At 50.8% G+C, this 24,364-nt stretch carries 21 protein-coding genes; 8 read left to right on the plus strand and 13 right to left on the minus strand.

What is annotated here, in order from left to right; genetic code table 11:
• Positions 1–162: 162 nt before the first annotated feature.
• Both K5621_RS06915 and K5621_RS06920 read left to right on the plus strand, forming a co-directional pair.
• The gene (locus tag K5621_RS06915) at positions 163–777 is read left to right on the plus strand and encodes a TetR/AcrR family transcriptional regulator (protein WP_221050777.1); all 615 of its coding nucleotides are present in this window, start codon (positions 163–165) and stop codon (positions 775–777) included.
• A gap of 43 nt (positions 778–820) precedes the next feature.
• Entirely contained in the window at positions 821–1,711 is an 891-nt protein-coding gene (locus K5621_RS06920; RefSeq protein WP_221050778.1) for a DUF6268 family outer membrane beta-barrel protein, read from the plus strand.
• Positions 1,712–1,801: 90 nt separating this feature from the next.
• Here K5621_RS06920 and K5621_RS06925 read toward each other — a convergent pair whose 3' ends face one another.
• The 3 genes from K5621_RS06925 to K5621_RS06935 all read right to left on the minus strand — a co-directional run bounded on the left by K5621_RS06925 (position 1,802) and on the right by K5621_RS06935 (position 5,566).
• Positions 1,802–2,365 (minus strand): chalcone isomerase family protein, encoded by a 564-nt coding sequence (locus tag K5621_RS06925; RefSeq protein ID WP_221050779.1) that lies wholly within the window; start codon positions 2,363–2,365, stop codon positions 1,802–1,804.
• An 82-nt stretch (positions 2,366–2,447) separates the two neighbouring features.
• Positions 2,448–2,927: a DUF2947 domain-containing protein gene (locus K5621_RS06930; RefSeq protein ID WP_221050780.1), complete on the minus strand. Its 480-nt coding sequence runs from the start codon at positions 2,925–2,927 to the stop codon at positions 2,448–2,450.
• Positions 2,928–3,112: 185 nt separating this feature from the next.
• A complete protein-coding gene (locus K5621_RS06935; protein WP_221050781.1) occupies positions 3,113–5,566 on the minus strand; it encodes a 6-hydroxymethylpterin diphosphokinase MptE-like protein in 2,454 nt (817 codons plus the stop codon).
• A 291-nt stretch (positions 5,567–5,857) separates the two neighbouring features.
• Here K5621_RS06935 and pseB point away from each other — a divergent pair, with 291 nt between their 5' ends.
• The gene (gene pseB, locus K5621_RS06940; protein ID WP_100142879.1) at positions 5,858–6,853 is read left to right on the plus strand and encodes a UDP-N-acetylglucosamine 4,6-dehydratase (inverting); all 996 of its coding nucleotides are present in this window, start codon (positions 5,858–5,860) and stop codon (positions 6,851–6,853) included.
• Complete coding sequence (gene pseC, locus K5621_RS06945; RefSeq protein ID WP_221050782.1) at positions 6,850–8,013, plus strand: UDP-4-amino-4,6-dideoxy-N-acetyl-beta-L-altrosamine transaminase; 1,164 nt, start codon at positions 6,850–6,852, stop codon at positions 8,011–8,013. The genes pseB and pseC overlap by 4 nt, the downstream gene beginning before the upstream one ends.
• A 125-nt stretch (positions 8,014–8,138) precedes the next feature.
• Here pseC and K5621_RS06950 read toward each other — a convergent pair whose 3' ends face one another.
• The 10 genes from K5621_RS06950 to K5621_RS06995 form a co-directional block, all read right to left on the minus strand.
• The gene (locus tag K5621_RS06950) at positions 8,139–9,848 is read right to left on the minus strand and encodes a cytidylyltransferase domain-containing protein (RefSeq protein WP_221050783.1); all 1,710 of its coding nucleotides are present in this window, start codon (positions 9,846–9,848) and stop codon (positions 8,139–8,141) included.
• On the minus strand, positions 9,845–11,800 hold the full coding sequence (locus tag K5621_RS06955) for a glycoside hydrolase (RefSeq protein WP_221050784.1): 1,956 nt from the start codon (positions 11,798–11,800) through the stop codon (positions 9,845–9,847). Before K5621_RS06955 ends, K5621_RS06950 begins: the two co-directional genes overlap by 4 nt.
• A 40-nt stretch (positions 11,801–11,840) precedes the next feature.
• Positions 11,841–12,737, minus strand: a complete 897-nt coding sequence (locus K5621_RS06960; protein WP_100142883.1) for a class I SAM-dependent methyltransferase — start codon at positions 12,735–12,737, stop codon at positions 11,841–11,843.
• Between the two features lie 13 nt (positions 12,738–12,750).
• Positions 12,751–14,049 (minus strand): ATP-grasp domain-containing protein, encoded by a 1,299-nt coding sequence (locus K5621_RS06965; protein ID WP_221050785.1) that lies wholly within the window; start codon positions 14,047–14,049, stop codon positions 12,751–12,753.
• Positions 14,046–15,854, minus strand: coding sequence for a 1-deoxy-D-xylulose-5-phosphate synthase (locus tag K5621_RS06970; protein WP_100142885.1), 1,809 nt, complete (start codon positions 15,852–15,854; stop codon positions 14,046–14,048). Before K5621_RS06970 ends, K5621_RS06965 begins: the two co-directional genes overlap by 4 nt.
• A 38-nt stretch (positions 15,855–15,892) precedes the next feature.
• Positions 15,893–16,642 (minus strand): SDR family NAD(P)-dependent oxidoreductase, encoded by a 750-nt coding sequence (locus K5621_RS06975; protein WP_229671905.1) that lies wholly within the window; start codon positions 16,640–16,642, stop codon positions 15,893–15,895.
• 9 nt (positions 16,643–16,651) lie between these two features.
• Complete coding sequence (locus K5621_RS06980; protein ID WP_100142887.1) at positions 16,652–17,878, minus strand: polysaccharide pyruvyl transferase family protein; 1,227 nt, start codon at positions 17,876–17,878, stop codon at positions 16,652–16,654.
• Between the two features lie 68 nt (positions 17,879–17,946).
• Positions 17,947–18,792, minus strand: coding sequence for an N-acetylneuraminate synthase family protein (locus K5621_RS06985; RefSeq protein WP_245003145.1), 846 nt, complete (start codon positions 18,790–18,792; stop codon positions 17,947–17,949).
• Positions 18,793–18,854: 62 nt separating this feature from the next.
• Complete coding sequence (locus K5621_RS06990; RefSeq protein WP_100142889.1) at positions 18,855–19,100, minus strand: hypothetical protein; 246 nt, start codon at positions 19,098–19,100, stop codon at positions 18,855–18,857.
• Positions 19,097–20,428, minus strand: a complete 1,332-nt coding sequence (locus tag K5621_RS06995; protein ID WP_221050786.1) for a motility associated factor glycosyltransferase family protein — start codon at positions 20,426–20,428, stop codon at positions 19,097–19,099. The genes K5621_RS06990 and K5621_RS06995 overlap by 4 nt, the downstream gene beginning before the upstream one ends.
• 631 nt (positions 20,429–21,059) lie before the next feature.
• On the opposite strand from K5621_RS06995, the gene K5621_RS07000 reads away from it, so the two are divergent.
• From K5621_RS07000 to K5621_RS07015, 4 genes are read left to right on the plus strand one after another with little or no spacing between them, the layout of a single operon-like run.
• On the plus strand, positions 21,060–21,890 hold the full coding sequence (locus tag K5621_RS07000; RefSeq protein WP_100142891.1) for a phosphate ABC transporter substrate-binding protein: 831 nt from the start codon (positions 21,060–21,062) through the stop codon (positions 21,888–21,890).
• 6 nt (positions 21,891–21,896) lie between these two features.
• On the plus strand, positions 21,897–22,763 hold the full coding sequence (locus K5621_RS07005; protein ID WP_165564770.1) for a PstC family ABC transporter permease: 867 nt from the start codon (positions 21,897–21,899) through the stop codon (positions 22,761–22,763).
• Positions 22,760–23,620, plus strand: a complete 861-nt coding sequence (locus K5621_RS07010) for a PstA family ABC transporter permease (RefSeq protein WP_245003146.1) — start codon at positions 22,760–22,762, stop codon at positions 23,618–23,620. Before K5621_RS07005 ends, K5621_RS07010 begins: the two co-directional genes overlap by 4 nt.
• A 1-nt stretch (position 23,621) precedes the next feature.
• Positions 23,622–24,344 (plus strand): phosphate ABC transporter ATP-binding protein, encoded by a 723-nt coding sequence (locus K5621_RS07015; RefSeq protein ID WP_221050787.1) that lies wholly within the window; start codon positions 23,622–23,624, stop codon positions 24,342–24,344.
• Positions 24,345–24,364 lie beyond the last annotated feature (20 nt).

Below are 24,364 nucleotides of genomic sequence, written 5' to 3' on the forward strand. Positions count from 1 at the left end.
TGATGCGCTGTTGCAACGGCTTCTCCCTGCTCTGCTTGCTGATTGTTAATAACGAGTTAAACTGGACTTGCTAGTCTAATTTGGCTGAACTGGACTGTCTAGTCTATTTTGTGCTCTAATGCCTTTCAAGACGTTGCCGAACAAGGTGTAAGTCATAAGGTTATGAATAATCAGCAATTAACGCGTAGCGAACAGAAGAGGGCTCAGATATTGGAGGCCGCTATCGAACTCTTCTGCGCCCAGGGGTTTCCCCATACCAGCATGGATGAAGTGGCTAAGAGGGCCGGGGTATCGAAACAAACGGTTTACGCTCATTTTGGCTGTAAGGATGAGCTGTTTGTGGCGGCTATCGAGTCCAAGTGTGTGGTGCGTCAGGTTGCCGAAGAACTGTTGGCCGACGCTGTACGGCCGGAGCAGGCGCTGGCGGTGTTTGCCGAGTATTTCGGCGAGCTGATCGTCAGTGAAGATGCCATTACCGTTTATCGCGCCTGTGTTTCCCAGGTCGATACTCATCCGGAACCGGCGCAGCTTTATTTCGATGCCGGACCCGAGTATATGTTGAGGTTGCTGGTGGATTTCTTTACTCAGGTTGAGCGTCATGGCGGTTATCACTTCGGCAACAAGCGTCAAGCCGCGGTGAGACTGAGTCTGATGCTATTTGGTGAGCTACGGCTCAGGAAAGAGCTGGGGCTGGATACCGGACAACTCGAGGCGCAACACAGGGATTATTGCATTGAAACGGCGGGATTGTTTCTCAAAGCGCATAGGTTGGAATAGCGTATGGTTATAATTGGGCATTTTCAAAGCAAAGGGACATGAAATGAAAAAAACGGCCGCATTTATCTTACTGGGCGCTATGAGTGCCAGCACCGGCTTATTGGCCGCAGAGGCTCCACCCTCCCGTTATAGCCTGAGCCTGGCGACGATTGAAAATGCCGATACGGATATTGACGGTGGCGGAGAGCTGGGACGCCGCAGCTATCTTCTGGGCGCGCGGGCAGACTGGCAACTGAATGAGCGTTGGGGTCTGGGTGTCAGCCTAGGTTATGACAAATTGAACTGGGATTTCTCTGCTTTGCCAACCTATGGCGCCAGTGATATTGCTTTTGCCGCCAGTCAGTTTGATTCGGCCCAGCGTTACTCGGCTTCTGTCAGCCTGAGATATACCCTGAACCGGCATTGGAGTCTGATGTTGGCGCCTCAGTTGCAGTATGCCTACAGTGATAACGTCTCCTCATCGGACGCTGAAAGTTATGGTGTGATTGCCGGTGCAGTTCACAGGTTTGATTCGGGTAATATGTTGGGCTTTGGAGTGGCTTATCTCAATGATATCAGTGAGGTAAGAACAGTTCCTTACTTGCTTATCGATTGGCAACTCAGTGATAGATGGCGGGTGGGTAACCCCTTTCAGGCAGGTTTTACCGGTCCAGCCGGGATAGAGTTCAGTTATCGGATTTCGTCTGAGATGGAACTGGGACTGGGATCATCTCATCGCACTGAGCGGATCTTGGTGGGGGAAAACGAACAGACACTGGAGCTGACGGAAATCAGCAGCTTCGCCCGTTTGGGTTGGCAGCTGGGACAAGGATTCAATCTCAACGCCTATTTGGGTTACTTCATCAACCCGGAACTTGAGTTGAGCGAGCCGGAGATCAAGCGGGAGCTGGATAACTATCTGGCCGGCGCCGTTCATCTCAGCTATCGTTTTTGATTGACTTGCCCGCAGGAGCGGGCAAGTTAGTTTCATCGATTCAACCGGGTCATTCGCTAAGCGATTGGCCCGGGAAATTCATTCAGAGGCTCAGTTAGCCAGCATCGCCTTTTTCAGGCTGCCCTGGGCCGGTTTATCGCCGAGCCAAATGTTCAGCAGCGCCCGGCGAAAGTTTTCTCCGGCGATAGTGTCCTGCAATTCACCGTTCTTATAGGCACTGACACCACTTTCCTGGCTGGTATACAGGAGAAAGGTATCGCCTTGTTTGATCTCTTCCTGAAACAGGCTCATAAATCGGTCGATATCGGCCTGTATGGCCTCAGTTTTACCGCCTGTGGCGTCATCGAAGCCTTCTGTAATCGCCGAGCGCATCTTATCTGCGGTGATAAGACCCGAGACTATCTTCAAGCTGACAGCTGCCTGAGGCTGGGCCAATACCTCGGCTGCTGTGGTCGCTTGTGTTGGCAGATAGAGACCGCCTATGTAGAGATCCATAAAGAACTTGCTGCGTACCCCGGCACCATTGAGATTAAGTGGGGTTGCAGTCTGACTGCTGAGGGTTTCCGGGATATTTTCACCGGCGATTTCACGAGCATCGACCACAGTGGTCAGTGACAACCCCAGTAACAGAGCCGCTAAGGTGATCTTATTCATCTTGTTCTCTTTAGTCTTGGCCGTTGGCGCGTTAATGACGCGACTATGCCTTGGTTATTTATTGAGTGTTTTTCAAAAATGCTCAGCCCCGCAGGCCCATTTTGAAGTTGCCATCCTGACTGAACCAGACGGCTTGCTTGTGTTTAGGGCTGATCAGCAGAGGGCCATCATCGAAAAACAGAAAGCATTTCCAGTTACGGGCAAAGACTTCCCAGCGTGTTTGGATCACTTGATACTTTTCATAACAGAAATATACAGGGGCATCTGCCGGCCAATCGATAAATTCGGCCAGGGGTTCCGGCAAGCTGTTGTCTTCGCTGTCCCAATGGCTTTGCCAGTATTCGGTCTGGTGCCAAGTTGAACTGCGGCTGGCCCAGTCGCCCTTGGTAAAGTCTTCGGCGCAGCTGCTTTTGTTGCTTATCCAGCGATTCCACACTTCCATGGCACTCTTCTGATCCAGCGGTAAAATGGCTGCCTTATCCAGGTCAGTGACCGGCAGATCCTTGTGGTTGAAGATCCATTTGCGACGATACTGATCGAGTGGAATATAGCTGTGATTCAAGTTTGTTCTCCGGGGCTGCGCTTATTTGCCGGGGCATTATAACGGTGGCGAAAGGGGAAAAGAAAGGCCGCATGCGGCGGCGAGGGCAAGGCGAGTCTATTGTAAAGGACTTGAGTCATTTGCTGCGAACCACGCCTTGCATCTAAGCATGTAAGCCACATACAAGTGGCTTGCTTGCACCATCTTTATTTCTGGGTTTGTAGTTCGGCTAATCCCTGCTTGGCGCTGAGATTATCCGGATCCAGCTCCAGGACTCTGGAAAATGCGGTGATGGCAGCATCATTTTGTTGTACTGCTCGCATGAACTGCGCCAATTTTAACCATACCTGCAAGTCTTGCGGGTACTTTCCCAGGTAATCCAGATAGGTTTCCAGTGCCTGTTGCCCGTTACCGCCGAGGCGCAATATGTGCGCATATTGCGGTAGAAAACTGTCGTTCAAGCGGCTTAACTCCGCCAGAGTGGTTTCGGCTAGGGAGGGCATATTGAGCTGCAGAGCCAGTATGGAAATCATTCTGAGCTCGGTTTCGGTTGTTTGGTCCTGGGCTATCTGTTGCAGGGCTTGCAGTGCCGCTTCTGGAGCTTGCTGGAGCATATGAAGATTGGCTTTGGCCAACCAGTAGAGGCGTTGATACTCGGGTTTTTCAATTAGTATGGACTCCAAGTATAGTGTCATTTGTTGTAAGCCGTAACTATGTTGCTGACTTTTAAGCAACATTATCTTGTCAAAAACCCTGTCTTGAGTATTTCTGGCTGCGAGCACTTGGCGATATACGGGGCGTGCTTCCGTCAGCATTTGCTGAAAACGGCTCTCGAGTTCATCCGCAATCGGTTGCTCTTCAGCTAAGAGTCTATGATGTTGCTGCCAAATCAGGACTCTGCCGGGAGTGTTATCTTTGTGCCACTGTTTAGCCAGCGACTCGAGTTGGCTTTGGGGAGCCTGTTCAAGTAAACGGGACTCTACCCGAGTCAAGGCGTCGGCAATCAGTCCCCCCAAGTGTTTGGCGATGACACTATAGGCTTGATAATAATCCAGGTTCATCTGTTGCATCTGTGCCTGGGTCCACTCATCACTGCTGCGAGCGGTTAAAAATGCCGAAAATTCCTTGAAACCGTAGAATTTAATCAATTGGGCCATGTCATTGTAATCTTTGTTGAGTTTGGCCTCAGTGGTTTGCAGTAGCTTAAGTAGTTTATTCGAAGGGGTGTGTGAATGGACTTCAGCCTGACAGGCTTTGAATGCCTTATGAGTTAGGCTTTCTACTCGAGTCAGCTTCTGCTTGGCCTGTTCGAGTTGTTGCCGACACTCTAGCAAGTCGGCCTCCTTGTCCGCTGGGTTGAGATTGTGGCCTGAAAGCAACTCTGACAGAGGTTTTTTGCTGTGTGGTAGCGTTATTGCTTCGCTACTACAGTAGTTGATGCCCGCTATTTTGGCGGCATCTTCAGACAGATTGATGTATTCGAGTTGCGGATGCTTGGCAATATCGTTTTCGATTGCTTGGCGGGCATGAAGCAATTGGATGGGGGTTTCCGCCAGGTAACCGCTGTAGGTTTCAACCCATTCACAAATGCCGCCAATATTTGGACCTCGCTTGGCTTCCAGGGTGCCGGATGCATGAGATACACCTTGCTTGGAGAAGCAGAGATCCATACCGGTAAACAGAATGCGGCTGAAACCCATCTCAATTGCCAGCAACAATGAGCTGTTGGTGACAGTAGGGCCTTGAGTGATGATATTGCTGTGTTGGGTTTGCCAAGGGAATCGGTCGCCCAAATAGAGGCTTTTCCCGGCCCACTGGCCAACGATCCAGGGATGGGCATGATAGGAATGAACCAAGAGAAAATCTTTGGGGTATTGCATCATCTCTTTGCTGACATCGAAGCTGAAGGCTTGCGGGTCGACGGTAACCACTATATCTGGGGTGATCCCGTTGGACATGAGTTTGGCGGCAATTCGGGAAACCGCGAATATAGTCAGTCTGTGCTGGTTAGCTTTGAGCCAATCGAGCTGCTGATCCATAGATGGCCCACCTGCCACTATGATAGCGGTTTCACCCTTAAAGGTTCCCCGTAGCAATTCGGCCTTTGTATGATTGTCGCAGACATTTTCCAACTGACGTTGAACAAACTCTTTTTGACCAAAGTTGACCGCCTGATTAAAGCGTTCGTGATCCAAGGCTTGGGCGATAGCGCTTTTCAGTAAGACATATTCGGGAAGTGTCTCGGCGGCCGCGGCCAGAGAGTGATAATGTTGATAGTGACCCTTGGCGATACAGATATCATTGCCCGCCAGTTTGAGTATCTCGGGTAACTCGGCCTCAGTGGTGATCCACAACTTGCCCTTGAGTGAATCGGGCAGGTCAATATTGAGTAGGGCCAACACTTCGGCAAGCTCGACGAAGATAAAGCGACTTCCGGCCGGAAATGTCATGGATAAGATATAGTTGGCCAACAGCCCCGAGTCCATACCGGTGAAAACATACAAGGTATCTTCAGCATCGAGTTGTTTGGCAAACTTATTGCGATACTGGCTTGCCGAGTCGAGTTGCTCGAACATCTGTCGGTTAACCGCTGGTAGATAGGTCTCGTTAAAACGACTAACGGCAAAGGTATTGAGCATGGCTGACGGAGTGCTTTGCATCTGGGCCCCTGATGGCTTTCACGCCAATTGTCTGACGCGCGATTGTACTTGAGTCCATAATCTCAAGATATGTGCCAGTTTTCAAAGAGAGTGAAGTGATCTCTGTATTGAAAATCGGCTTTTGACTTTCTGTCCTAAGTTTTTGTTATACAATGAAACCTATACTGTGCATACTTTAAGTTATCGGTTAATGGCTTGGTTTGGCTCAAATTTTGTATATTGATCGAGATGAAAAGATGGCGCTTCCCATCAAGGGGAATGCAGGCATGAAAGCAGAGGGCTGAATAATATATGTTCAATAACCAAACGATACTCATTACTGGTGGGACAGGTTCCTTCGGACAGAAATACACCAGAACTCTGCTGGCTCGTTATAAGCCCAAGCGTTTAATTATCTTTTCTCGTGATGAGCTCAAGCAGTTCGAAATGCAGCAGCAGTTTAACGACCCCTGTATGCGCTATTTTATCGGCGATGTGCGCGATAGCGATCGCTTGATGCAGGCGATGCAGGATGTGGACTATGTGATCCACGCCGCGGCGATGAAACAGGTGCCGGCTGCTGAATACAATCCAATGGAGTGTATTAAAACCAATATTCACGGTGCCGAGAACGTAATTAAGGCGGCGATCAGCAATAAGGTGAAGAAGGTGATCGCGCTATCGACCGATAAAGCGGCCAGCCCGATTAATCTTTATGGCGCCACCAAGCTGGCCTCCGATAAGTTGTTTATTGCCGCCAACAACATAGTCGGCAGCGGTAAGACACGTTTTGCAGCGGTGCGTTACGGCAATGTGGTGGGCTCCCGCGGCTCTGTGGTGCCTTTTTTCAAGAAGTTGATTGCCGATGGCGCCGAGTCCTTGCCGATAACCCATCCGGAGATGACCCGCTTTTGGATCACCTTGCAGCAAGGGGTGGACTTTGTGCTGAAGAATTTTGAACGGATGCAGGGAGGGGAGATCTTTGTCCCCAAAATCCCTTCGGTGCGTATTACCGATCTGGCCAAGGCTTATGCACCACATCTGGAGCATGAGATTATTGGTATCCGCCCCGGCGAGAAAATGCACGAAATCATGTGCCCTGCCGATGACTCTCATCATACCCTGGAGTTTGACGATCACTTTGTTATCACGCCGAGTATCCGTTTCTTCGGCCGGGAAACCGACTTTTGTACCAATGCCTTGGGAGAAAAGGGTCAGACGGTAGCAATGGGATTTGAATATAACTCGGGAACCAACCCTCATTTTCTATCCGGGGATGAGATAGTCAAACTGGATGCCGATGTATGATCCCTTACGGTAAGCAGGATATCAGCCCAGACGATATTGATGCTGTCGTTGAAGTTTTGCAATCCGACTGGCTGACTCAGGGCCCCAAGGTGCCGGCGTTTGAACAGGCGATATGTGACTATACTGGTGGCAAATTCGCCGTTGCCGTAAATAGCGCCACCTCGGCTTTGCATATTGCTTGCCTGGCACTCGATGTCGGCCCTGGCGACAGGGTGTGGACATCCCCCATTACCTTTGTGGCTTCTGCCAATTGTGCCTTGTACTGCGGCGCGAAAGTGGATTTTGTTGATATCAATCCCGAGTCCGGTAACCTGTGCCCTGAGGCGTTAAAGGCCAAACTGGAGCAGGCTAAACGAGAAGGTACTCTACCCAAGGTGGTTATTCCGGTTCACCTCTGTGGTCACAGCTGTGATATGGCGGCTATCGCCGAGCTGGGTAAAGCCTATGGATTCAAGATCATCGAAGATGCTTCCCATGGTATCGGTGGCAGCTATCAGGAGCATAAGCTTGGTAGCTGTGAGTTTTCGGATATCACGGTTTTCAGCTTTCATCCGGTCAAAATTATTACTTGTGCCGAGGGGGGCATCGCACAGACGAATGATCCCGAATTGGCGTTTAGGCTTGGGTTATATCGAAGCCATGGGATTACTAAAGAACCGCTCAAAATGCTGCGCCCAGACGAAGGCGACTGGTACTACGAGCAGCATACCCTGGGCTTCAATTACCGTATGACAGATCTGCAGGCGGCGCTGGGGCTTTCGCAACTTAAGCGCTTGGATGAATTTGTCTGCAAGCGCAACCAACTGGCCGCTAATTACAGCCAAGCGCTGGTCAAGTTGCCGGTTGTGAGCGTAGAGCCTTTACCCGGTAGTATGAGTGCTCGCCATCTTTATATGATACGTCTCAAGGAGGCCGGGCGGCGCCGGGCGGTGTTCGATACCATGCGAGAGGGAGGTGTGCAGGTGCACGTGCATTACTTCCCTGTGCACTTGCAACCCTATTACCTGTCTCTTGGCTTCAAAGAAGGTGATTTCCCGGCAGCAGAGCAGTTTTATCATGAGATATTGACTCTGCCTCTTTATCCGAACCTGGATGAAACTGCCCAGCAAAAGGTGCTTGATGAGTTGACCGCCAGCTTAAATACCAGGGCGACGCCTTAAGTTTTTGAATGTAAGCTCGAAAATGTCAGCTTGGGACGGTCAGACTGCCGTGCCGTTGTTTGCTTTACTCTTTGCGACTTTTTTTGCGACTAGCTTTGTCGCTCTGTTTACAACTAGCTTTGTCGCTATTTTAGCAGCGAACTGATTTCAGCCATCAACTGCTTGATGCCGCCATGGTTGGCAAAGACCCTGGCGGCTTCTGTTTGCAATTTTTCGCGCTCTTTGGCATCACTGAGCAACCATTCAAGTTTGTCAATGGCATCCGAGAGTGAGTCGCTGATAAGGCAAGATTGCGTTTGTTCCAGCATTGCCAGCTCGGCGTCATCGCACAGATGCCTTGGCGGCAGCAGCAAAGTCGCCGCCCTCGCATAGATGGATTCAAACAGCGACAAGCCATAACAGCTCAGCACTACTTCGGATTCGGCAATCCATTGCTTGAGATTCTCTGGATCTTTCAGCACTTGGATATTACACCCGGCAGGCAATAATGGTCTCGGTGCCAATGGCCCCTGGATCCAGATTATTGGCCAGTCGGTATGCAGTTGACTCAGTAACCCTGGCAACGCTTGGCCATACCCCAGGGCATCGCTGCCACCGGTCAATACCAAAATTTGAGGCTTCTTCGGCCTTTGGAGAAGGGGACTGAACAGGTAGTTTTGCCAGCCGGAAGATACCTTGGGATGTTGCAGTGAGGTATTGAAGCTGGGAATGAACAGCCAATCCAACTCAGGTAACAGCGGTGCCAGCTTATCTATGCCGACAAGTTTGCATCCCTTGTGTCTTAAGTTTTGCAGCGCCTGCTTGATGGCAGGTAGAGCGATAAAATCCGGGTGGAGATCCAGTATGATCAGCGGGTTGGCATCGGCCTTCAACGCGGTAAGCCATTCCGCCGGCGTTTGATACCAAGTGACTTTTGCCGATGATGTCTGGGCGAGTAAGTTAGGTGTCGAGTCTTCGTAGAGCGCATGAACTCGGGCACCTATGGCCAGATACTCCTGCAAGGCATCGGCAATTAACTCGGCGCGCTTGAAGTGTCCCAGGCCGATATCCGCTCCCAAGTGACAATAGATACTGGCCTTGGCGTATTGACGATCGGCGGCTTTTTGCTGCACATGGGCGTTGATGGCGCTCAAGGCCGGGTCTCTGAGCAGTTGCTCCTGAACCCAGGCGAGGCTAACGATGGAGTCTGCCGGATGCTCGGCGTACCAGCGGCGGTAGACCTCGGCCATGAAGCGGTAATCGGCCTGGGTATCGACAGAAATTCGCTGCTGGACTTTTGAATAGTCGCCGCTGTCGGGAATGCTCAAACGTTCGAGTATCGGGGTTAACTTATCCCCATAGCCTACGTGCTCTCTGGACATGGCGCATTGACTGACCGACATCAATTTATCCCAGCCCCGGCGGCTATAGAAGGCCATGCCTTCATGCATAGAAACAACGCCTGGGCTCAGTTTAATGCTGTCTTTCCCCGATGCCTTGAGCGCTTTCAGCCCATGGTCGATAAAGCCGGGATCTATCAGCGGACAATCACCGCAGACGTAGAGAATATAATCCGGATCTTGCCTTTGGATTATGCTATCAAGCCTTGCCATCAGGTCGTTGACATCGCCTTCATAGGGATGACATTCAACGCTATGCTCAGCAGCCCAATCCAGCAGTGGGCGGTTAAAGTCATCTGCGGTTGTGGCCAGTTCACTGTCATTTACTTCTTGGCATTGCATCAGTCTGCGCCAAATATGGCTAATCATGGGTTTGCCGGCCAGTGGCAATAAGTGTTTTCCCGCCAGACGACTTGAGTTGAGCCTGGCCCCGACAATGGCAAGTGTCTTGGTCATAGCGGCTGTTCCTCTGTTTTGGGTGTTTCTGTTGCCGAAGGGTGAGAGGTTTGGCTATCGGGACTGATGCACAGCTCAAGGCTCAACAGTTGCCCGCCGGGTTTGAGGGTTTCATCGGCCTCAGCCAGCGAAAACCACAGCCGGTTCAGATACTGTTCATCGATTTTTTTGCTGGAAATCATCGGCAAGGCGGCACAATGCGCGGGGTTCCAGTCAATGCGAATGCCTCTTGCCCGGGTGCCAAAACAGATGGAGCCTGAGGTTGCCCCCAAGGCGCTGGATGAAGAGACTATCGAGGAGATTGGCGCGCCTTGGTCCATGTCATGGGTTATTTGGAAATATTCATCCCTGTGACCACCGAGACGGGTCTGATACCAGGCCCGCTGCTCACAATCGAGTAGGGTCATAAAGCCTAAACGTACCGAGGCTTCGGGGCGGCAGCTCTCTTCGAAATGAAAACCGCTAAAGAGGCGCTCACCTTCGAGCCGATACCATTTTAATATCGCGCCGCTCTTGAGCGCTTGGCGGCAATAGATGACCAGGCAGCCGTCTTGCTCCCCTAGCTGGTATTCCACCCGATTGAGATCGGCCACTCTGTCGCGGTCGCGAAAACGCTCCAGCAGGAGGTGATTGCTGTAAAAATCGACGCCATAGCTGATATGGTCGAAGTAGCCGTGTGATAGGGTACCGACAACCGCTTCAAAGTCATGGCTGGCAAAGGCCAGCGTATCAATTGCCAGACCGCGATTGCCGTTGAGTGTCAGCTTGATGTCCGGAGTTTGCACCTCCAGCCTACGCCTGGCCTCATCATAATGAATGCGGATATCTTTACGGGCTTGCCAGGGCGCAAATGTTGGTGCGGCCGAAGCGCTCTTGGTCAATGCCAGCGCCTCGTAGCGAGCTTGGGTCAGGTGGGTTCTGAGATCGCTGGCCCAGAGGCGGCACAAGTCTCGCCAACTCGTATCGTCTGTATCGGGCTGCGCCTTAAGCTCGGCCAGCCTTTGGTAACAAAGGCTATTGAGGTGGAGATCATTGCGGCCACTTAGCCCCCAACGGGTAATGTTGTATTTGGCCTGTTTCTTGACCGAAACCGGGTGCTGGGCATTGGTGAGCACCAGAGGCTCTAAGTCTTGCCAATGTTGCAGCAGTTTAGTGGGGAGGCTCCACTGGTAGCCGTCCAGGTCATTGAGGGTCATGAACAGCTGCGCTATGCGCTGCCATTCGCCGCTTATTGGCTCGGCTTCTGTATGGTAGCGCCCGGGACGGAAGTCAAACACTTCGGCGTCGCTGCCATAAACCGGAAATGCTACAGAGCCGGGTTTCAATACCTTGCGCAGATATTGCAGATAATCTTCCAGAGTTAGCTCGCCGTGAACATAGCGCTGGAATTTTTGAAAGGCGATGGCATGGTTCCAGATGACCTTGATCTGTCGGCCGCTGGCGCTCTTTAACGATTGCGGCCGCATTAGCCGCTCTCGTTGCCACTCTGGGTTATGGGAAAAGGGATTGTCCCACTCCACCACCACGGCTTCGAAGCCTTCATCTATGTAGATATCAAGCAAGCCGGCTGAAACCGCTTGTTCATTGAGATAGGCGAGTCTGGGGCTTATACCCAACAGGCGCTGATAAGCCTCTTGACCCAACCTCAGGTTGGCACAGTTGACCTCGGCCGGGATCAGCGGCCCTATGATTTGGCTGTCGCCGCTGGCAACCAACTCGCATTTTTGTTGCTTCAACAGTTGTTTGAAGCGAATGACCCAGGCCGGGTCTACCGCGTTGATACACTCGAGTGTATAAGCGGTTAGCTCAAGACCAACAGGTATGCCCCCCTCAGCTAATTGCAATAATGGCCAGTAGCAGCGTTTTACCACCTCAGAGTGCTGCTCTGTTTCAATGGAGGAAAACGCCAGGTTGAGGTGAAAAACTGTATATAATTTGCAATTGGCTGGCATCTTGTGGCCCGATAATGACTGGATATTGATATTGTCTTGATTATTTTTGAGCGTAGATACAGATCTCTCTACCGAGCTCCAGTTCTGCTAGAGCTTGATAGAGGCGGCGTTTCAAATCGTTTTTCCCAGCCGCGGCAAGCTTGGTCTCAAACCTGACCCGTTTATGATGACACGCTCGTCCCAAGGTATTGTTGCCAACATAGTTATCGCCCATAAGCAGAAACATATCCAAAGGAAAGCTAGTTTCTTTTTGTATGATATTAAATCCCTGCTTTTCCAGTAAGCCTTGAAGGCTACTTGGAGAAAAATAGTTCAGATGATGATCCGGGCAAACCCACCAAGGTTGATAATTGTCCTCGTCCCTCAACGTTTGCTGGAATGGGTTGTAATCATTGGGGGCGGTAATACAGATTATTCCTCCCTCGGCCAACATGCCGTACATGATTTGAATGAGTTCAATGGGGTTGGGCACATGTTCCAGTACCAAGCTGGCATGTATGACGTCAAAGGTTCCCAATTGTTGGGCTGTATCCTGGGTCAGGTAACCGACTTCTTGGTCAACTCCCATACTCTGAGCATAGGCAACGGCCTGCGGAGAAGGTTCAACGCCTTTGACTGTCCAGCCCCTGTTTTGACCGTATTTTAGGAAATAACCGGCACCGGCGCCCACATCCAATAGATTTCTGCGATCTATAGGAAGATGTTGCTCAAAGGTATCGTATCTGTCGGCATATTGCAGATTAAGCCAAGGCTCATCTTGTTGTTTTTGAACGAAATGAGTAGGTCTCTCGGTAACGTAAAAGGCTTCTTTGTAGAACTTATCCAGTTCTTCGAAAGAGGGCAGTGGCGATACATGGGTAAAACCGCAGACTTCACACTCTATGATGTCGTAGCCCGCTTTAGCGTCTATTTTTTTGCCGTAATGTGATGAAGTCATGAGGTATCCTTTTTCAGTCCCGGGGTTGAATCGATAATAGATGTTCTTGCATGGAAGTCGGGCGCCCAGAATACCAATAGCCGTTGACTTTAAAGCGGGTGTGGCTATAAGCCAATTCTATCTGCTGTGTTAGCGCTTCCTGTGATGGGGCTGCCAATACAAAAACACCGCTGCGATTGGCATGAGATAGTATTTCCGGCAGTTGAGATCCTATTTGAGGGTAGAACTCCAGTTTGCGACAGAATGCTTGGGACTCGAGCCACTCCAGCCCTTCAATTTCCTGCAGCTGTCCTGGCGGGAGAAAGAAATAACGGTTGGCAACCCAAAGCCGATGTTTTGGGGTCAGTTCTTTAAGGTTTACTGAATTACTCAATGCAATATCAATGACAGTTTCAACGTAGTTTATGCCGCAGGACAGCGGAACCAAGCTGGCGGAAAAATCTCCACCACTGAGGCGAGCTGCCATTTCTATTACCATGGGACCACGGCGTGGACAGATGACTATGTCTCCCTTTGCCACGCCGGAGGTTATTCCAAGGGCCCTGGCGGCCCGTTCTGCCAAGGAAGATATCTGAGCTTGCGCTTCAATGGATTGACGACTGGGCAACCATCCGCCGTTTTCCATGATATTTGGCCAAAAGCACTCCATACCTTCATAGGCTCTATCGGCAAAACCGGGCGTTGCAGCCTGAGCGCCGTCGATAATACTTTCAGTGCTTATTTGTGGCCCTTCAATAAACTCTTCCAGCAGAATCTCATTGTTGAGTGAGAAGGACCTGGCATGAGCCAACGCTGATGCCACCTCTGCTGTATCTTGAATGATCCTCACCCCGCGAGAGCCAGCCCTGTCTGTCGGTTTAATGATCAGTTTGTCACAGCCCCACTGTTGCCAGAGTGCCAAGATGGCAGCTTCGCTGTCGACCAGTGCATAGTTGGGAACCGGGATCCCCATCTGTTCAAAGCGTTGTTTCATGGCGAACTTGTGGGATGCCCAGATGCCTGTTTGCTGACTGGGACCTGGCCAACCAAAGTGCTTGGCGATAGCGGCTACCAAGTGGGGGATATCGCTGCCCATGGTGGATACACCTGCCAGATTAACCCCGTTTGACAGTAATTGTTCACAGTAGTGGATTACCCGGTCAACATTTGAAAAGTCGATGGGTTGTGAATAATCGGCTATCTGGAGTCCGGGTGCATCGGGATTGGCATCCACGGCAACAGTGACATAGCCCATACGCTGGGCCGTTTGGATCATGAATAGTTGATCAGAGCCTGCACCTAGGACCAACAGGGCCTTTGCTGGTTGGGTCATAGTGCAATATTCCATCTGGCCAGGACTTGCCGGTAGACACTATCGGCGTCTATTTGGGTCATTTTTGCCAGTGACTGTTTGTCGCCGGCAGGCAATATGCCTTGCTCCAGCGCATTGACCAAAAGGTCACAATTGAGGCGCTGATCTCTGATGACCTGATTGATGGCCACACCGATACCGTTGTCTTTTTGCCCTTCTTCAAGGCTGATGACTTTGTCGTGTTGCTCCAGTAGCGGTAGCAGACTGGGCAGTGGCAGGGGTTTCAACCAGCGTAAATTGACTACCTGGAATTGCAGCTGCTGCTCATTAGCCAGCTTGTCCCTGAGAGCCACGGCCGTTTGCAATTGGTTGGCTACGGCAATGATCAGGCCATCTTTACCTTGGCAGATCACCTCCACTTCGTCCAGAGGAGTGAGATTGGCCGGCAGGTAATCGGATTCATTATCAGGCACGGTTTCGTAGGGATGTAGCACAATCATGGGGCCTTCAGCATGCTGAGCTCTGGCGTTTATAATTGCTTCCAGATCTCGGCCAGTGCCGGCATAGAAGATTTTCACGTCAGGCAGGCTGCGTAGCAGGCCGAAATCATAGATGCCGTGGTGGGTAGGGCCATCAAACCCGGCAAAACCCGAGCGGGCACTGACTACAGTCACAGGGTGCTGCGGAAAACACAGATCATGGAACAGTTGGTCCCATGCCCTTTGCATAAAGGTGGATTGGAAGCACATGAAGACTTTGTTGCCGGCCATGGCTAATCCGGCAGCCATACCGACTGCATGCTGCTCTGCCATACCGACATCGATGGCCCTATCAGGAAAGGCTTTCATCAGCGCCTCGACGCCTGAGGCATAAGGGGTGGCTGGTGTTAGGGCATAGAGACTGTCATCGGTAGCCATTTTTTCCATCAATGTATCGCCCACTATCCCCTGGAATGTTTTGCCAGTGAGGGTTGCGGCAACGCCAGCGCCGGTTTCAGGATCAAAGGGCATAGAGAAGTGCAGTTTATAGGGGTGGTTATCTGCCAGCGCCAGTCCACGTCCTTTCTCAGTCTTTACATGGATAACTACTGGAGTGGAATGACCTGCCTTAGTCCCTTTTTGCTTGGCTTCATCCATGCCTTGTAAAAGCTTGGATAGGTCATGGCCATCGTCAATGGCGACGTAACCAAATCCCATACCTTCAAACCAAGCGCGGCTGCGTTGTTGCCAATCGGGTGCCGAGAACAGTTTATGCAGTGCTCCCAGATTGGGAGGAATACTCATGCCGTTATCATTGATGACAATGTAGAGTGGTAACGGATATTCGGCCGAAAAATTCAAACCCTCAAAGGCCATGCCTTCTACCATGGAGCCGTCACCAATAAAGGCAATGACGCGGCCTCCCTGTCGCTGTTTCATCTTGCTATACGCCAAACCACAGGCAATGGGAATTGCCGTGCCTGCATGAGAGGCTTCCATTAAGTCAAAGTCGCTTTCATGGTGGGAGACAAAGCGCGACATGCCGCCCATTTGGTTGAGGCTGGCAAAGGATGACATTCTGCCGGTTAGCAGTTTATGGGTATAGCCCTGATGACCGACATCAAACAGAATCGCGTCACCGTCTTTGTCTTCGAGGGGGCTAATATCGAAGGCGTGATGCAGGGCGATAGTCAGCTCAATGACCCCCAGGTTGGCACCTATATGACCACCGGTTTTGCTGATGTTGGATATCAGAAATTGCCGTATTTCTGTTGCTAAAGATTCTAACTCATTCAGTCCCAAATCTTTTATATCGGCAGGCACTCTTAGTGTTTCCAGAATAGCCATGATGTTAGTTTCTCCCTTAGATTTGAAATAGTTGCGAGTTAGCCTAGATAAGCGCCGCCGCTTACACTGAGTACTTGTCCGGTAATATAGTTTTGTTCATCAGAAGCCAGAAACACGCAAGTAGCAGCAACATCTTTGAGCTCTCCGGCACGTTTAACCAGCGTCATATCGATAATTTTTTGTCCAGCCGGACTGGCCAGCTCATCAGCTGTTTGTTCGGTCAACATTATTCCAGGTGCAATCGCATTAACCATAATATTGTGTTCCGCTCCATAACGAGCCAAAACCTTGGTTAGGCTATTCAGCCCGGCTTTAGACACTGCATAATGAACAGTTTTGGGACCATGATACTGGCCCGCCACTGAGGAAATATTAATGATACGGCCGAAATTCTGGGACTTCATATGAGGAAAAACCTCTTGGCAACAGATAAATGGCCCCTTTAAGTTGGTGTCCATTATCAGGTCCCAGTCATCGTCTGTAATTTCGTCAAACCAACCTCGCTTGTTTATACCTGCATTATTTACCAAGATATCTATTTTGCCGAAGGCGTCCAAGGTGGAGGAAAACAGCCTTTGAATATCAGCTCGTTTAGATACATCTGCTTGTATAACAATAGCTTGAGCACCGATAGACTCTACTTGTTCTTTGACTTCTTGTGCTGCCTGGAAGTTGTCCCGGTAGTTGATCACAACATGGGCTCCTTCTTTGGCAAACTGAACGGCGATAGCTCGCCCAATCCCACGAGAGCTACCGGTAATGATGGCAACTTGATTTTTTAACCGCATAATTTTCCCTTAAGATGAAGCTTCCAAACAATCAACCGCCAACTCTGAGTAGGTGAGGATATCTTTACACCCTTGCGCGACTTTTGTGATTCGGTTTTGCTTAATCTTTTGCTGATTTTCAACTAATTGATTGGTTAGCTTTTTAAGATTCTGGAGGCTCATTTGATTTGGTGCCAACACATATTCCTCCTCATTCAAGTATTCCATAAATGAGGCTACTTTGGGGTTATAGTCAATGGCAATGGAAGGTACTCCCTGAATAGCACTGCAAACATTGGCATGCAGGCGGGTCGCTATAGCAAAGTTGGCCCCAACATAGGCTGCACAAGTTTGATAAACATCTAGTGCTTGTTCAACTAAAACAACCTTGGTTTGATGGGTCATAAGAGCGTGAATCTGCCTGGCAACAACACGATCGTCTTCCTGTGGATTCCCGTGTTGGTAAATTTGCTGTGGAATGAATACCACTGTTTTGCCAAGCTCTTCCACCAAATAGTCGGCAAATGCCGCGAGCGTTTGCTGGTAAAGGAGATTGTCTTCTGGTGACTGAGGTAGATAGCGGACACTGATGGCAACAAATCCAGGTTCAATAGCCAGAGGGTTATTGGCGATTTGTTCTTTCGCATTGAATAAGCCCATTACGGCATCTGGCAGTACCTTGGCTTCACCTTTGTAGCCGAGAGCTTTGAGGTTATGTAAGCTCAAGGGATCTCTCAAGGTAATACAATCGGCAATAGTTGAGGAAAAATAGCTTAATTTTTGTCCGTAACAACTACTGAGTGGCCCTACAGAAATACCGTACCACATTACGGGGACGGCATTCATTCTTGCCATTATTGAAAGCACGCTGAAATAAGGTACTGGTCCTCGAAAGAGTTCAATGGCGTAATCTACCAAGAAGTTTCCGGCACCCAGAACCAGTAAGTCAGCGGTTGCTATCTCGCCAAATAGTTCATTCAATACCTGGGTATCATCATCATAATTAAATCCTTGAAACCATTTCCCTAAGCTTTCTGCCTTGGTTTCATATTCAAGATTTTTTACGCTGCGAAGCCCGTAAATACTATAATCCTGATCTAAGTGGCGGCTTAGTACTACTCCCTCAAAATCTCCAAATTGCTGACGTAGCTGGTCTATCAATACCACCAAGGCTGCATCATCGCCGTGACTGTAGATACCATAGGCTCCGGCAAAAATGATTTTTTTGCGACGAGATGTAGTGGAGTGGGGGTTCATATGGGTTTCCTATATCAACAAGAGGCTGCACCTAAGTGGTTTAATCCTGTAGGTAACAATTGCGTTAGTTATCTAAGGTGTTTTAGCGGCCGCAAACCATCGCTGGGGTCGGCGCGCCAGTCGCGATCCGGCGCTTCGCTGGGTGCCAGGAGTTTGCTGCTCTGACCGTCGATAAGCTCGGCTTCGCGGCATTCGGCGATCACCGGCTGCATCTGCTGGGGTAGCCAACAGTGCCCCGCAGCGTATTCGGCGCCCTGTTCATCCAGGTCGATATGAAATTCCACGCAATCGGCTTGCCAGCGGCCTACGGCGCGGCGAATCACCGCCGCTGATACGCTGTGATCAGACCAACCTACTTTAACTCCATAGCGCTCCCGAAAAGCGCCAATTACCGCCAGGTTGCAGTCGGATTTAGGTGTCGGGTAGGCCGATACACAGTGCAGCAGGGTGATATCGCGGCAACCCGAGTCTTTTAACACAGAGATAGCGTGATCAACTTCGTCGAAGTTGGCCATGCCGGCAGAAATGACCACGGGTTTACCTGTCTTGGCACAGGCTATCAGCAGTTCATCCCATAGCAGTTCATAAGAGGCGATTTTGTAGAAATCGACATAGGGCTCAAGCTCTTTGACGGCATCGAGATAAAAAGGCGTGCAGGAAAATGCAATGCCGTGGCTATCGCAGCAGCGTTTCAACTGTGGCAGAAAACTGACCGGCAGTTCCCAATCCTTGCGTTTTCTGTGCATCTCACTCTTTTCGAGGATCTCAGGGGCGAACAGCTGATCAATTTTAAAGAGCTGAAACTTGACGGCATCACAGCCGATGGCCGCCGCAGACGCAATAAAATCAAAACAGCGTTCCAGATCCCTATGATGATTGCTGGAGACTTCGGCAATAAAAAGCGTATGTTTCATCAGTTTCTTCCGCTTGGGTGATTCAAGTGCTTTATCGGCACTGAAAGAGTATTCCTGAGCGCTTAGGCCAATAAAGGCACGAGTTCATATTCCAGGGTGTCGGCCAGCCCCAGCCAGTCATGGCGTTGTTGCGAGGCCAACATGCCGGGGACCAGTTGCAACGCTTCGCTTGGCAGCTGTTGCTGTTCCAGTCGGGTTTGCATCTGCTCGATGCAATCTTTCAGCCGCCCGGAGGCCTCGGCTTCTTTGCCAAGCCTGAACGCGGTGGCCGTGTCGAGTAGCTGTTGTGGCAATGAATCTTGGATCATGGTTTCAACTCCTTGTATTGGCAACCTTTAATTCGGGCGCCTGAGAGGCTGGTTTGATAAAACCTGACATGGGGCCGCTTGGCTATGTAGGCTTCCAGGTTTCGCAGGTAAGCCCTGAGGTTGAGATCGGTTGCCACCCTTTGACCATGGCCATCCAGTACCCAGTGGCTGGCATTTAGCACTTTTTGGGTGGTGCATTTTACCCAGGTTTGGGTCATCTCGTCCTGAGTGGTCTTGGCAAAGTCATCCCAAAAGGCGTGGCTCTTGTTGTGGCAATAGCAAAAGTCGCAGCCCAGCAGGGTAATTTCCCGTCCGCCCAGTAGTACTGCCAGATCTATCGCCGGGTGGATCACGCTGCCATTGGTATAAAGGCGAGTCTTGGGTATCTCTTTGCCCAGCGCATCATAAAGTGGACTATTGCCATAGGCGTTAAACCTGGGGCCTTTCCAACCATTGAGGATCTCGGGAGCGACCCTGGGATAATAAGCCAGTGCAATGCCTTCGCTGAGTGCCAGGGGCAGGTGGTATTCGCCGATAAGTCCGTCGATGCAAACCACTATGTCGGGGCGAATATTGTGGTGCAGTAAGCCTTTCATGGCGGTGTCGGCGCAGATAATGACAGGCCTTTGCGGTTGTGTTTGCAACTTGGCTAGGTAATCGTAATGTTCTTCCAGCGAAGGCCCGGCACCTATAACCAAGGCCTTATGGCTATGGATCTGCCGCTTAAGCTCAATCACATCGGGGTCATGCAGCAGAAAAGGGCGATTATCCTGCAAACGCTGGATTATCGCAGGGTCGGTCGCCTGATGGCGACGGTTGATATAAGGCAGATTTTGCTCGAGCACCAAGAGATCCCTGAGCCTGGCATTTTCATCACTGCAGAGTTCCAGGTCGGCTATCAGGGCGATATAAGGTTCGGTCACCTTAAGTTGTCCCGGTTGCAACTCCAGAGTGACGGCCGGATGGCTCAACCACTCGGATTGATCTGTGTAGCTGAGCACCAGAGCGAAAATGGCCGGGTTGAGAACATTTACCGCCAGCTTGGTTATGGCAGGATTATCCAACAATACACTGGGCACATCGCCCATCCCTACGCCATAGAGACTGACCTCGGTCGACCCGGCTGGCAGAGTATCAATATACAGTCTGGCTTCTGCCAAACGGTTGTGACGGCTGCTGAGCTGAATGCCATCGACACTGATGGTCTGATTTTGCCCTGTCACCAAGGCCGCATCCAGGCTGCCGGGCGCTTGTTGTTTGAGTATCGCCCCCGCCAGTGGCCATCTGGACTGGATGATTTGCAAATTGGCTGCAAATAGCTCTGTCATGGAGGTTTCCTCGTTGAAGATAGATTAGTGTCACAACCCTGATTGTTACCTACCGCTTGGTAGGCGATAGGGTTCTGACTTTAAAGTTTAAATAATACAGTATCTTGGTACTTAGCGTTTACCAAAGTCTTAATCGGTGCCTGAGAGCATAAGCTTCCAATATCCGACTCATTTTAGGGTGGTACGCACCTTGTTGTATGCCAAGAAGCTGGAAGTTCAATGGCTTTGATCAAACGGGATTTCCCCTCAATCTGTTGATAAGTGCATGGCACAACATCTGGCGGCTCAATGCTCAGGCCTTCGAGTACCGGCTGCAGGCTGTACTCACCTGGTAACCCGCTTGTCAAAAAAATGGCTTTGTTGACTCCATGGCTATGTCCGCTTCAGTGCAGCAAATCGCGTTCCAGTTTGTAAATCTTTTACGAGTTTAACTATGACGAGGCCGCAGAGCGGCTCTGTTTAATCGACCTAACAAATGTAAGTTACGTTTTTAGCGGTTTATTTGTGATTTGAGTCAAAAGGTTGATTTGGTGTGATTGTTATCATTGCGCGCCGTGTGGCTCGGCACCGAACCATACCTATTTTATTTGGGCTGACTGTTTCGGCTCATGTGCATTCCCAAGGAAATGACATGCGACTTAAATTCAGATTTATCAAGTTGTTATTATGCTCTGTGCTGGCGGTTCCTGCTGTTGGCATGGCGTCTGAGCTCGATCGCTTTGAAAACTTGTCCGGTACCTTGAACATTGCCGGTGGTACCGCGCATATCCCCGTGATGAAGCAGGCGGCAAAAACCATTATGTCTGCCAATAACGATATTCGCATTACTATTGCCGGTGGCGGCAGTGGCGTGGGTGCTCAGCAGGTTGCCAAGGGACTGGTTGAAATCGGTAATACCGGCCGCCCTCTGAAGCCGGGTGAATTGAAATACGGTCTGCTTTCTTTCCCATTTGCCATCGATGGCGTTGCGGTTATCGTCAATCCGACCAACCCCATTCAACAGCTGAGCTCGCAACAGGTGATGGATATCTATTCCGGTAAAATAACCAACTGGAAGAGCCTGGGCGGTGACGATCGGCAGATCAATATTTTCACCCGTGATGAAGCCAGCGGTACTCGCTCGGTATTCGTTAAAAAGTTGCTGAATAAGTCGCCTGTTTCGGCTCAGGCCAATGTTGTACCTTCCAATGGTGCGATGAAAACTGCGATTGCCCGCGATCCCGGTGCCATTGGTTACAGCAGTGTCGGTTATATCGATCAGACAGTGAAAGCGCCGATATTGGACAATGTGCTGCCCACCAATGAAGCCTGTGCTTCTGGTGAATACCCTGTAGTGCGTAAGCTGTATATGAATACCAAGGGACAACCTAAGGGGCTGACCCAGGCGTTTATTGACTATATCTATGGTCCAGACGGCGCTGAATTTATCCGTGAAGCCGGATATATTCCTGTCGGACATTAATGACTCATGACCACACAGATCTCCGCTGAGCGGATACTGCAACTTCTGGCCGCATCAGTATTGTTGCTGATAGTGCTGCTGTTTGGGTTTCTGATGTGGTTTGCATTGCCGGTGTTTTTCAACCCGCAAACCAGCGTGTTGTCGTTACATTGGCAACCGGAGCAGGGGCAATTTGGCATAGTTGCCATGATTGTCGGCTCCGGTTTGTTGGGACTGCTGGCCTTACTGTTGGCATTTCCTATCGCCCTTGGCATCACAGGGTTTTGTTTATTACCTCGCTATCGAAGGCCAGCGCGCTTTATCCGGGCGCTGATCCGCTTGATGGCCGGGATCCCGACCGTGGTGTATGGGTTGGCCGCTGTGTTTTTGCTGGTGCCGCTGATCCGGGAAACCTTTCGAACCGGTTCGGGGTTCAGCCTCATCAGTGCCACTCTGGTGATAGTGCTGTTGATCTTGCCTGTGATGGTGATGATGTTGGACAGTCAATGTCGCCCTTTGGCCAAAGAACTCAGAATGGTGTCTGCTTCTCTGGGGTTCAGCGATCTCCAGACCCTGTATCATCTGGTATTACCCAATGCCCGCCGCGCCATGGCCAGCGCCGCCTTACTCGGTTTTGGCAGGGCCATAGGCGATACCTTGCTGCCTTTGATGCTGGCCGGCAATGCGCCGCAGCTTCCGGGCAGTGTATTTGATTCGGTTCGCACCCTGACGGCGCATATTGGCTTGGTGCTGGCCACGGAAAATGACAGCGCCATGTACAACTCACTGTTTGCCGCCGGTTTGTTACTGCTCACTATCAGTGTGCTGGTGACTCTGTTGATCCGCTATATGACTTCGTCTGCCAAGGCCACCACCGAGGGTTCTGGGTCTTGAAAGCCAAGTGTTTCCATTATTGGTGTTTATTCTGCAGCGCCATGCTGTTGCTGTGTCTCTTGTCACTGCTGGGATTTATTCTATATCGAGGCGTTCCCACGCTCAGCCTGTCGCTCTATTTTGGTGATACTGAACCCTTAAAAGGTTTCTTTGGACAGGCGCCTATCTGGGATGGGATTTGGCCTGCCTGTGTTGGAACTCTGGCGGTGGTTGCCAGTGCTTTGATGATCGCCTTGCTGCCCGGGCTGGCAACCGGAATTTGGCTGGCAACGGCGAAAACATCCAAGGCAAAGGCACTATTGGAGCTGGCGGTTGATATCCTGGCCGGCGTTCCCTCGATATTGATGGGCTTGTTTGGCTTTACCCTTATTCTGTTACTGCGCAACACCTTGCTGCCTTCTGCCAACACCTGTCTGGTACTGTCGGCATTTTGCCTGGCGATGTTGATCATTCCCTATCTGGCCGTTTCTACCCGCACGGCGCTGCAGGCGCTGCCTGTGTCTTTGAGTTTAACCGCACTCTCACTCGGCATGACACAGTGGCAAGCTTTGCGCTTTGTATTGTTGCCCCAGGCCGAGCGCGGGATCCGCGGCGGCATCATGTTGGCCATTGGCCGGGCCGCAGAAGATACCGCGGTGATCATGCTGACCGGCGCCGTTGCCAATGCGGGGTTACCTGGCGGGATCTTTGAACGGTTTGAAGCCCTGCCTTTTACGATTTTTTATTACAGTGCCCAGTATCAGAGTGAGGCCGAATTGCAGATGGCGTTTGGTGCCGCGCTGACACTCCTGTGTTTAACTGCCACGGTATTTTCCATGGCCAACTGGGTGACACGTTTCCCCGGAAGGAATCATTAGTATGGCGTTATCAAAGGCTGCGGATGTCGCGGGCACTGTGTCTAACCTCAGTGTGTATTTTGGTCAACAAGCGGCACTCGAAAACATCAATATGCAGATCCATCGGCGGCGGATCAATGTGCTCAGCGGGCCGTCAGGCTCGGGGAAAACCACCCTGTTACGGGCGCTCAATCGCCTCAATGACGAATATCAACATAGTCGCACCCTGGGTGAGATAACGCTTTGTGTGGCAGATAAGCCGCTTTCGGTCAATCAACTGAAAACCACAGAGTTACCCTATTTGCGCCGTAAAGTCGGTATGGTGTTTCAACATCCGCAGCTGCTGCCCGGCAGTGTGGCGCAAAACCTATTACTTCCCTTGAAAGTGGTCGGTAACCTGCAGGGGGAGGCCGCGCTGAAACAGATGCAGCAAGCCTTTGAACAGGCGGCATTGTGGGATGAGGTCAAAGATCGCCTGTCGGCACCGGCCTCAACCTTATCCGGCGGGCAACAGCAGCGCCTTTGCCTGGCCCGCACCCTGGTTTTTGAGCCGGATATCTTATTGCTCGATGAGCCTACCTCTTCACTCGATCCCGAAGCTACTGCACAAATTGAAGCCTTGATAAAACGCCTCGCCGGTCATTGTACCCTGGTGATGGTTTCTCACTGTGAACATCAAACAGCCAGATTGGCCGATCATCTCTATCGTTTTGAGTACGGGAGATTACGACCTGAGTCGGCATGAGTGCGCCGAATCACTCTTTG

The organism is Shewanella carassii (assembly GCF_019670705.1).
Lineage (GTDB): Bacteria > Pseudomonadota > Gammaproteobacteria > Enterobacterales > Shewanellaceae > Shewanella > Shewanella carassii.

Bases quoted from the DNA above. Each gene is read 5' to 3' on its own strand.
- pseB (WP_100142879.1), top strand. From the start codon at position 5,858: ATGTTCAATAACCAAACGATACTCATTACTGGTGGGACAGGTTCCTTC.
- K5621_RS06960 (WP_100142883.1), bottom strand. From the start codon at position 12,737: ATGACTTCATCACATTACGGCAAAAAAATAGACGCTAAAGCGGGCTAC.
- K5621_RS06975 (WP_229671905.1), bottom strand. From the start codon at position 16,642: ATGCGGTTAAAAAATCAAGTTGCCATCATTACCGGTAGCTCTCGTGGG.
- K5621_RS06950 (WP_221050783.1), bottom strand. From the start codon at position 9,848: ATGACCAAGACACTTGCCATTGTCGGGGCCAGGCTCAACTCAAGTCGT.
- K5621_RS06995 (WP_221050786.1), bottom strand. From the start codon at position 20,428: ATGACAGAGCTATTTGCAGCCAATTTGCAAATCATCCAGTCCAGATGG.
- K5621_RS06935 (WP_221050781.1), bottom strand. From the start codon at position 5,566: ATGCAAAGCACTCCGTCAGCCATGCTCAATACCTTTGCCGTTAGTCGT.
- K5621_RS07015 (WP_221050787.1), top strand. From the start codon at position 23,622: ATGGCGTTATCAAAGGCTGCGGATGTCGCGGGCACTGTGTCTAACCTC.
- K5621_RS06980 (WP_100142887.1), bottom strand. From the start codon at position 17,878: ATGAACCCCCACTCCACTACATCTCGTCGCAAAAAAATCATTTTTGCC.
- K5621_RS06985 (WP_245003145.1), bottom strand. From the start codon at position 18,792: ATGAAACATACGCTTTTTATTGCCGAAGTCTCCAGCAATCATCATAGG.
- K5621_RS07000 (WP_100142891.1), top strand. From the start codon at position 21,060: ATGCGACTTAAATTCAGATTTATCAAGTTGTTATTATGCTCTGTGCTG.
- K5621_RS06955 (WP_221050784.1), bottom strand. From the start codon at position 11,800: ATGCCAGCCAATTGCAAATTATATACAGTTTTTCACCTCAACCTGGCG.
- K5621_RS06925 (WP_221050779.1), bottom strand. From the start codon at position 2,365: ATGAATAAGATCACCTTAGCGGCTCTGTTACTGGGGTTGTCACTGACC.
- K5621_RS06920 (WP_221050778.1), top strand. From the start codon at position 821: ATGAAAAAAACGGCCGCATTTATCTTACTGGGCGCTATGAGTGCCAGC.
- K5621_RS07005 (WP_165564770.1), top strand. From the start codon at position 21,897: ATGACCACACAGATCTCCGCTGAGCGGATACTGCAACTTCTGGCCGCA.
- K5621_RS06970 (WP_100142885.1), bottom strand. From the start codon at position 15,854: ATGGCTATTCTGGAAACACTAAGAGTGCCTGCCGATATAAAAGATTTG.
- K5621_RS06965 (WP_221050785.1), bottom strand. From the start codon at position 14,049: ATGACCCAACCAGCAAAGGCCCTGTTGGTCCTAGGTGCAGGCTCTGAT.
- K5621_RS06990 (WP_100142889.1), bottom strand. From the start codon at position 19,100: ATGATCCAAGATTCATTGCCACAACAGCTACTCGACACGGCCACCGCG.
- pseC (WP_221050782.1), top strand. From the start codon at position 6,850: ATGATCCCTTACGGTAAGCAGGATATCAGCCCAGACGATATTGATGCT.
- K5621_RS06915 (WP_221050777.1), top strand. From the start codon at position 163: ATGAATAATCAGCAATTAACGCGTAGCGAACAGAAGAGGGCTCAGATA.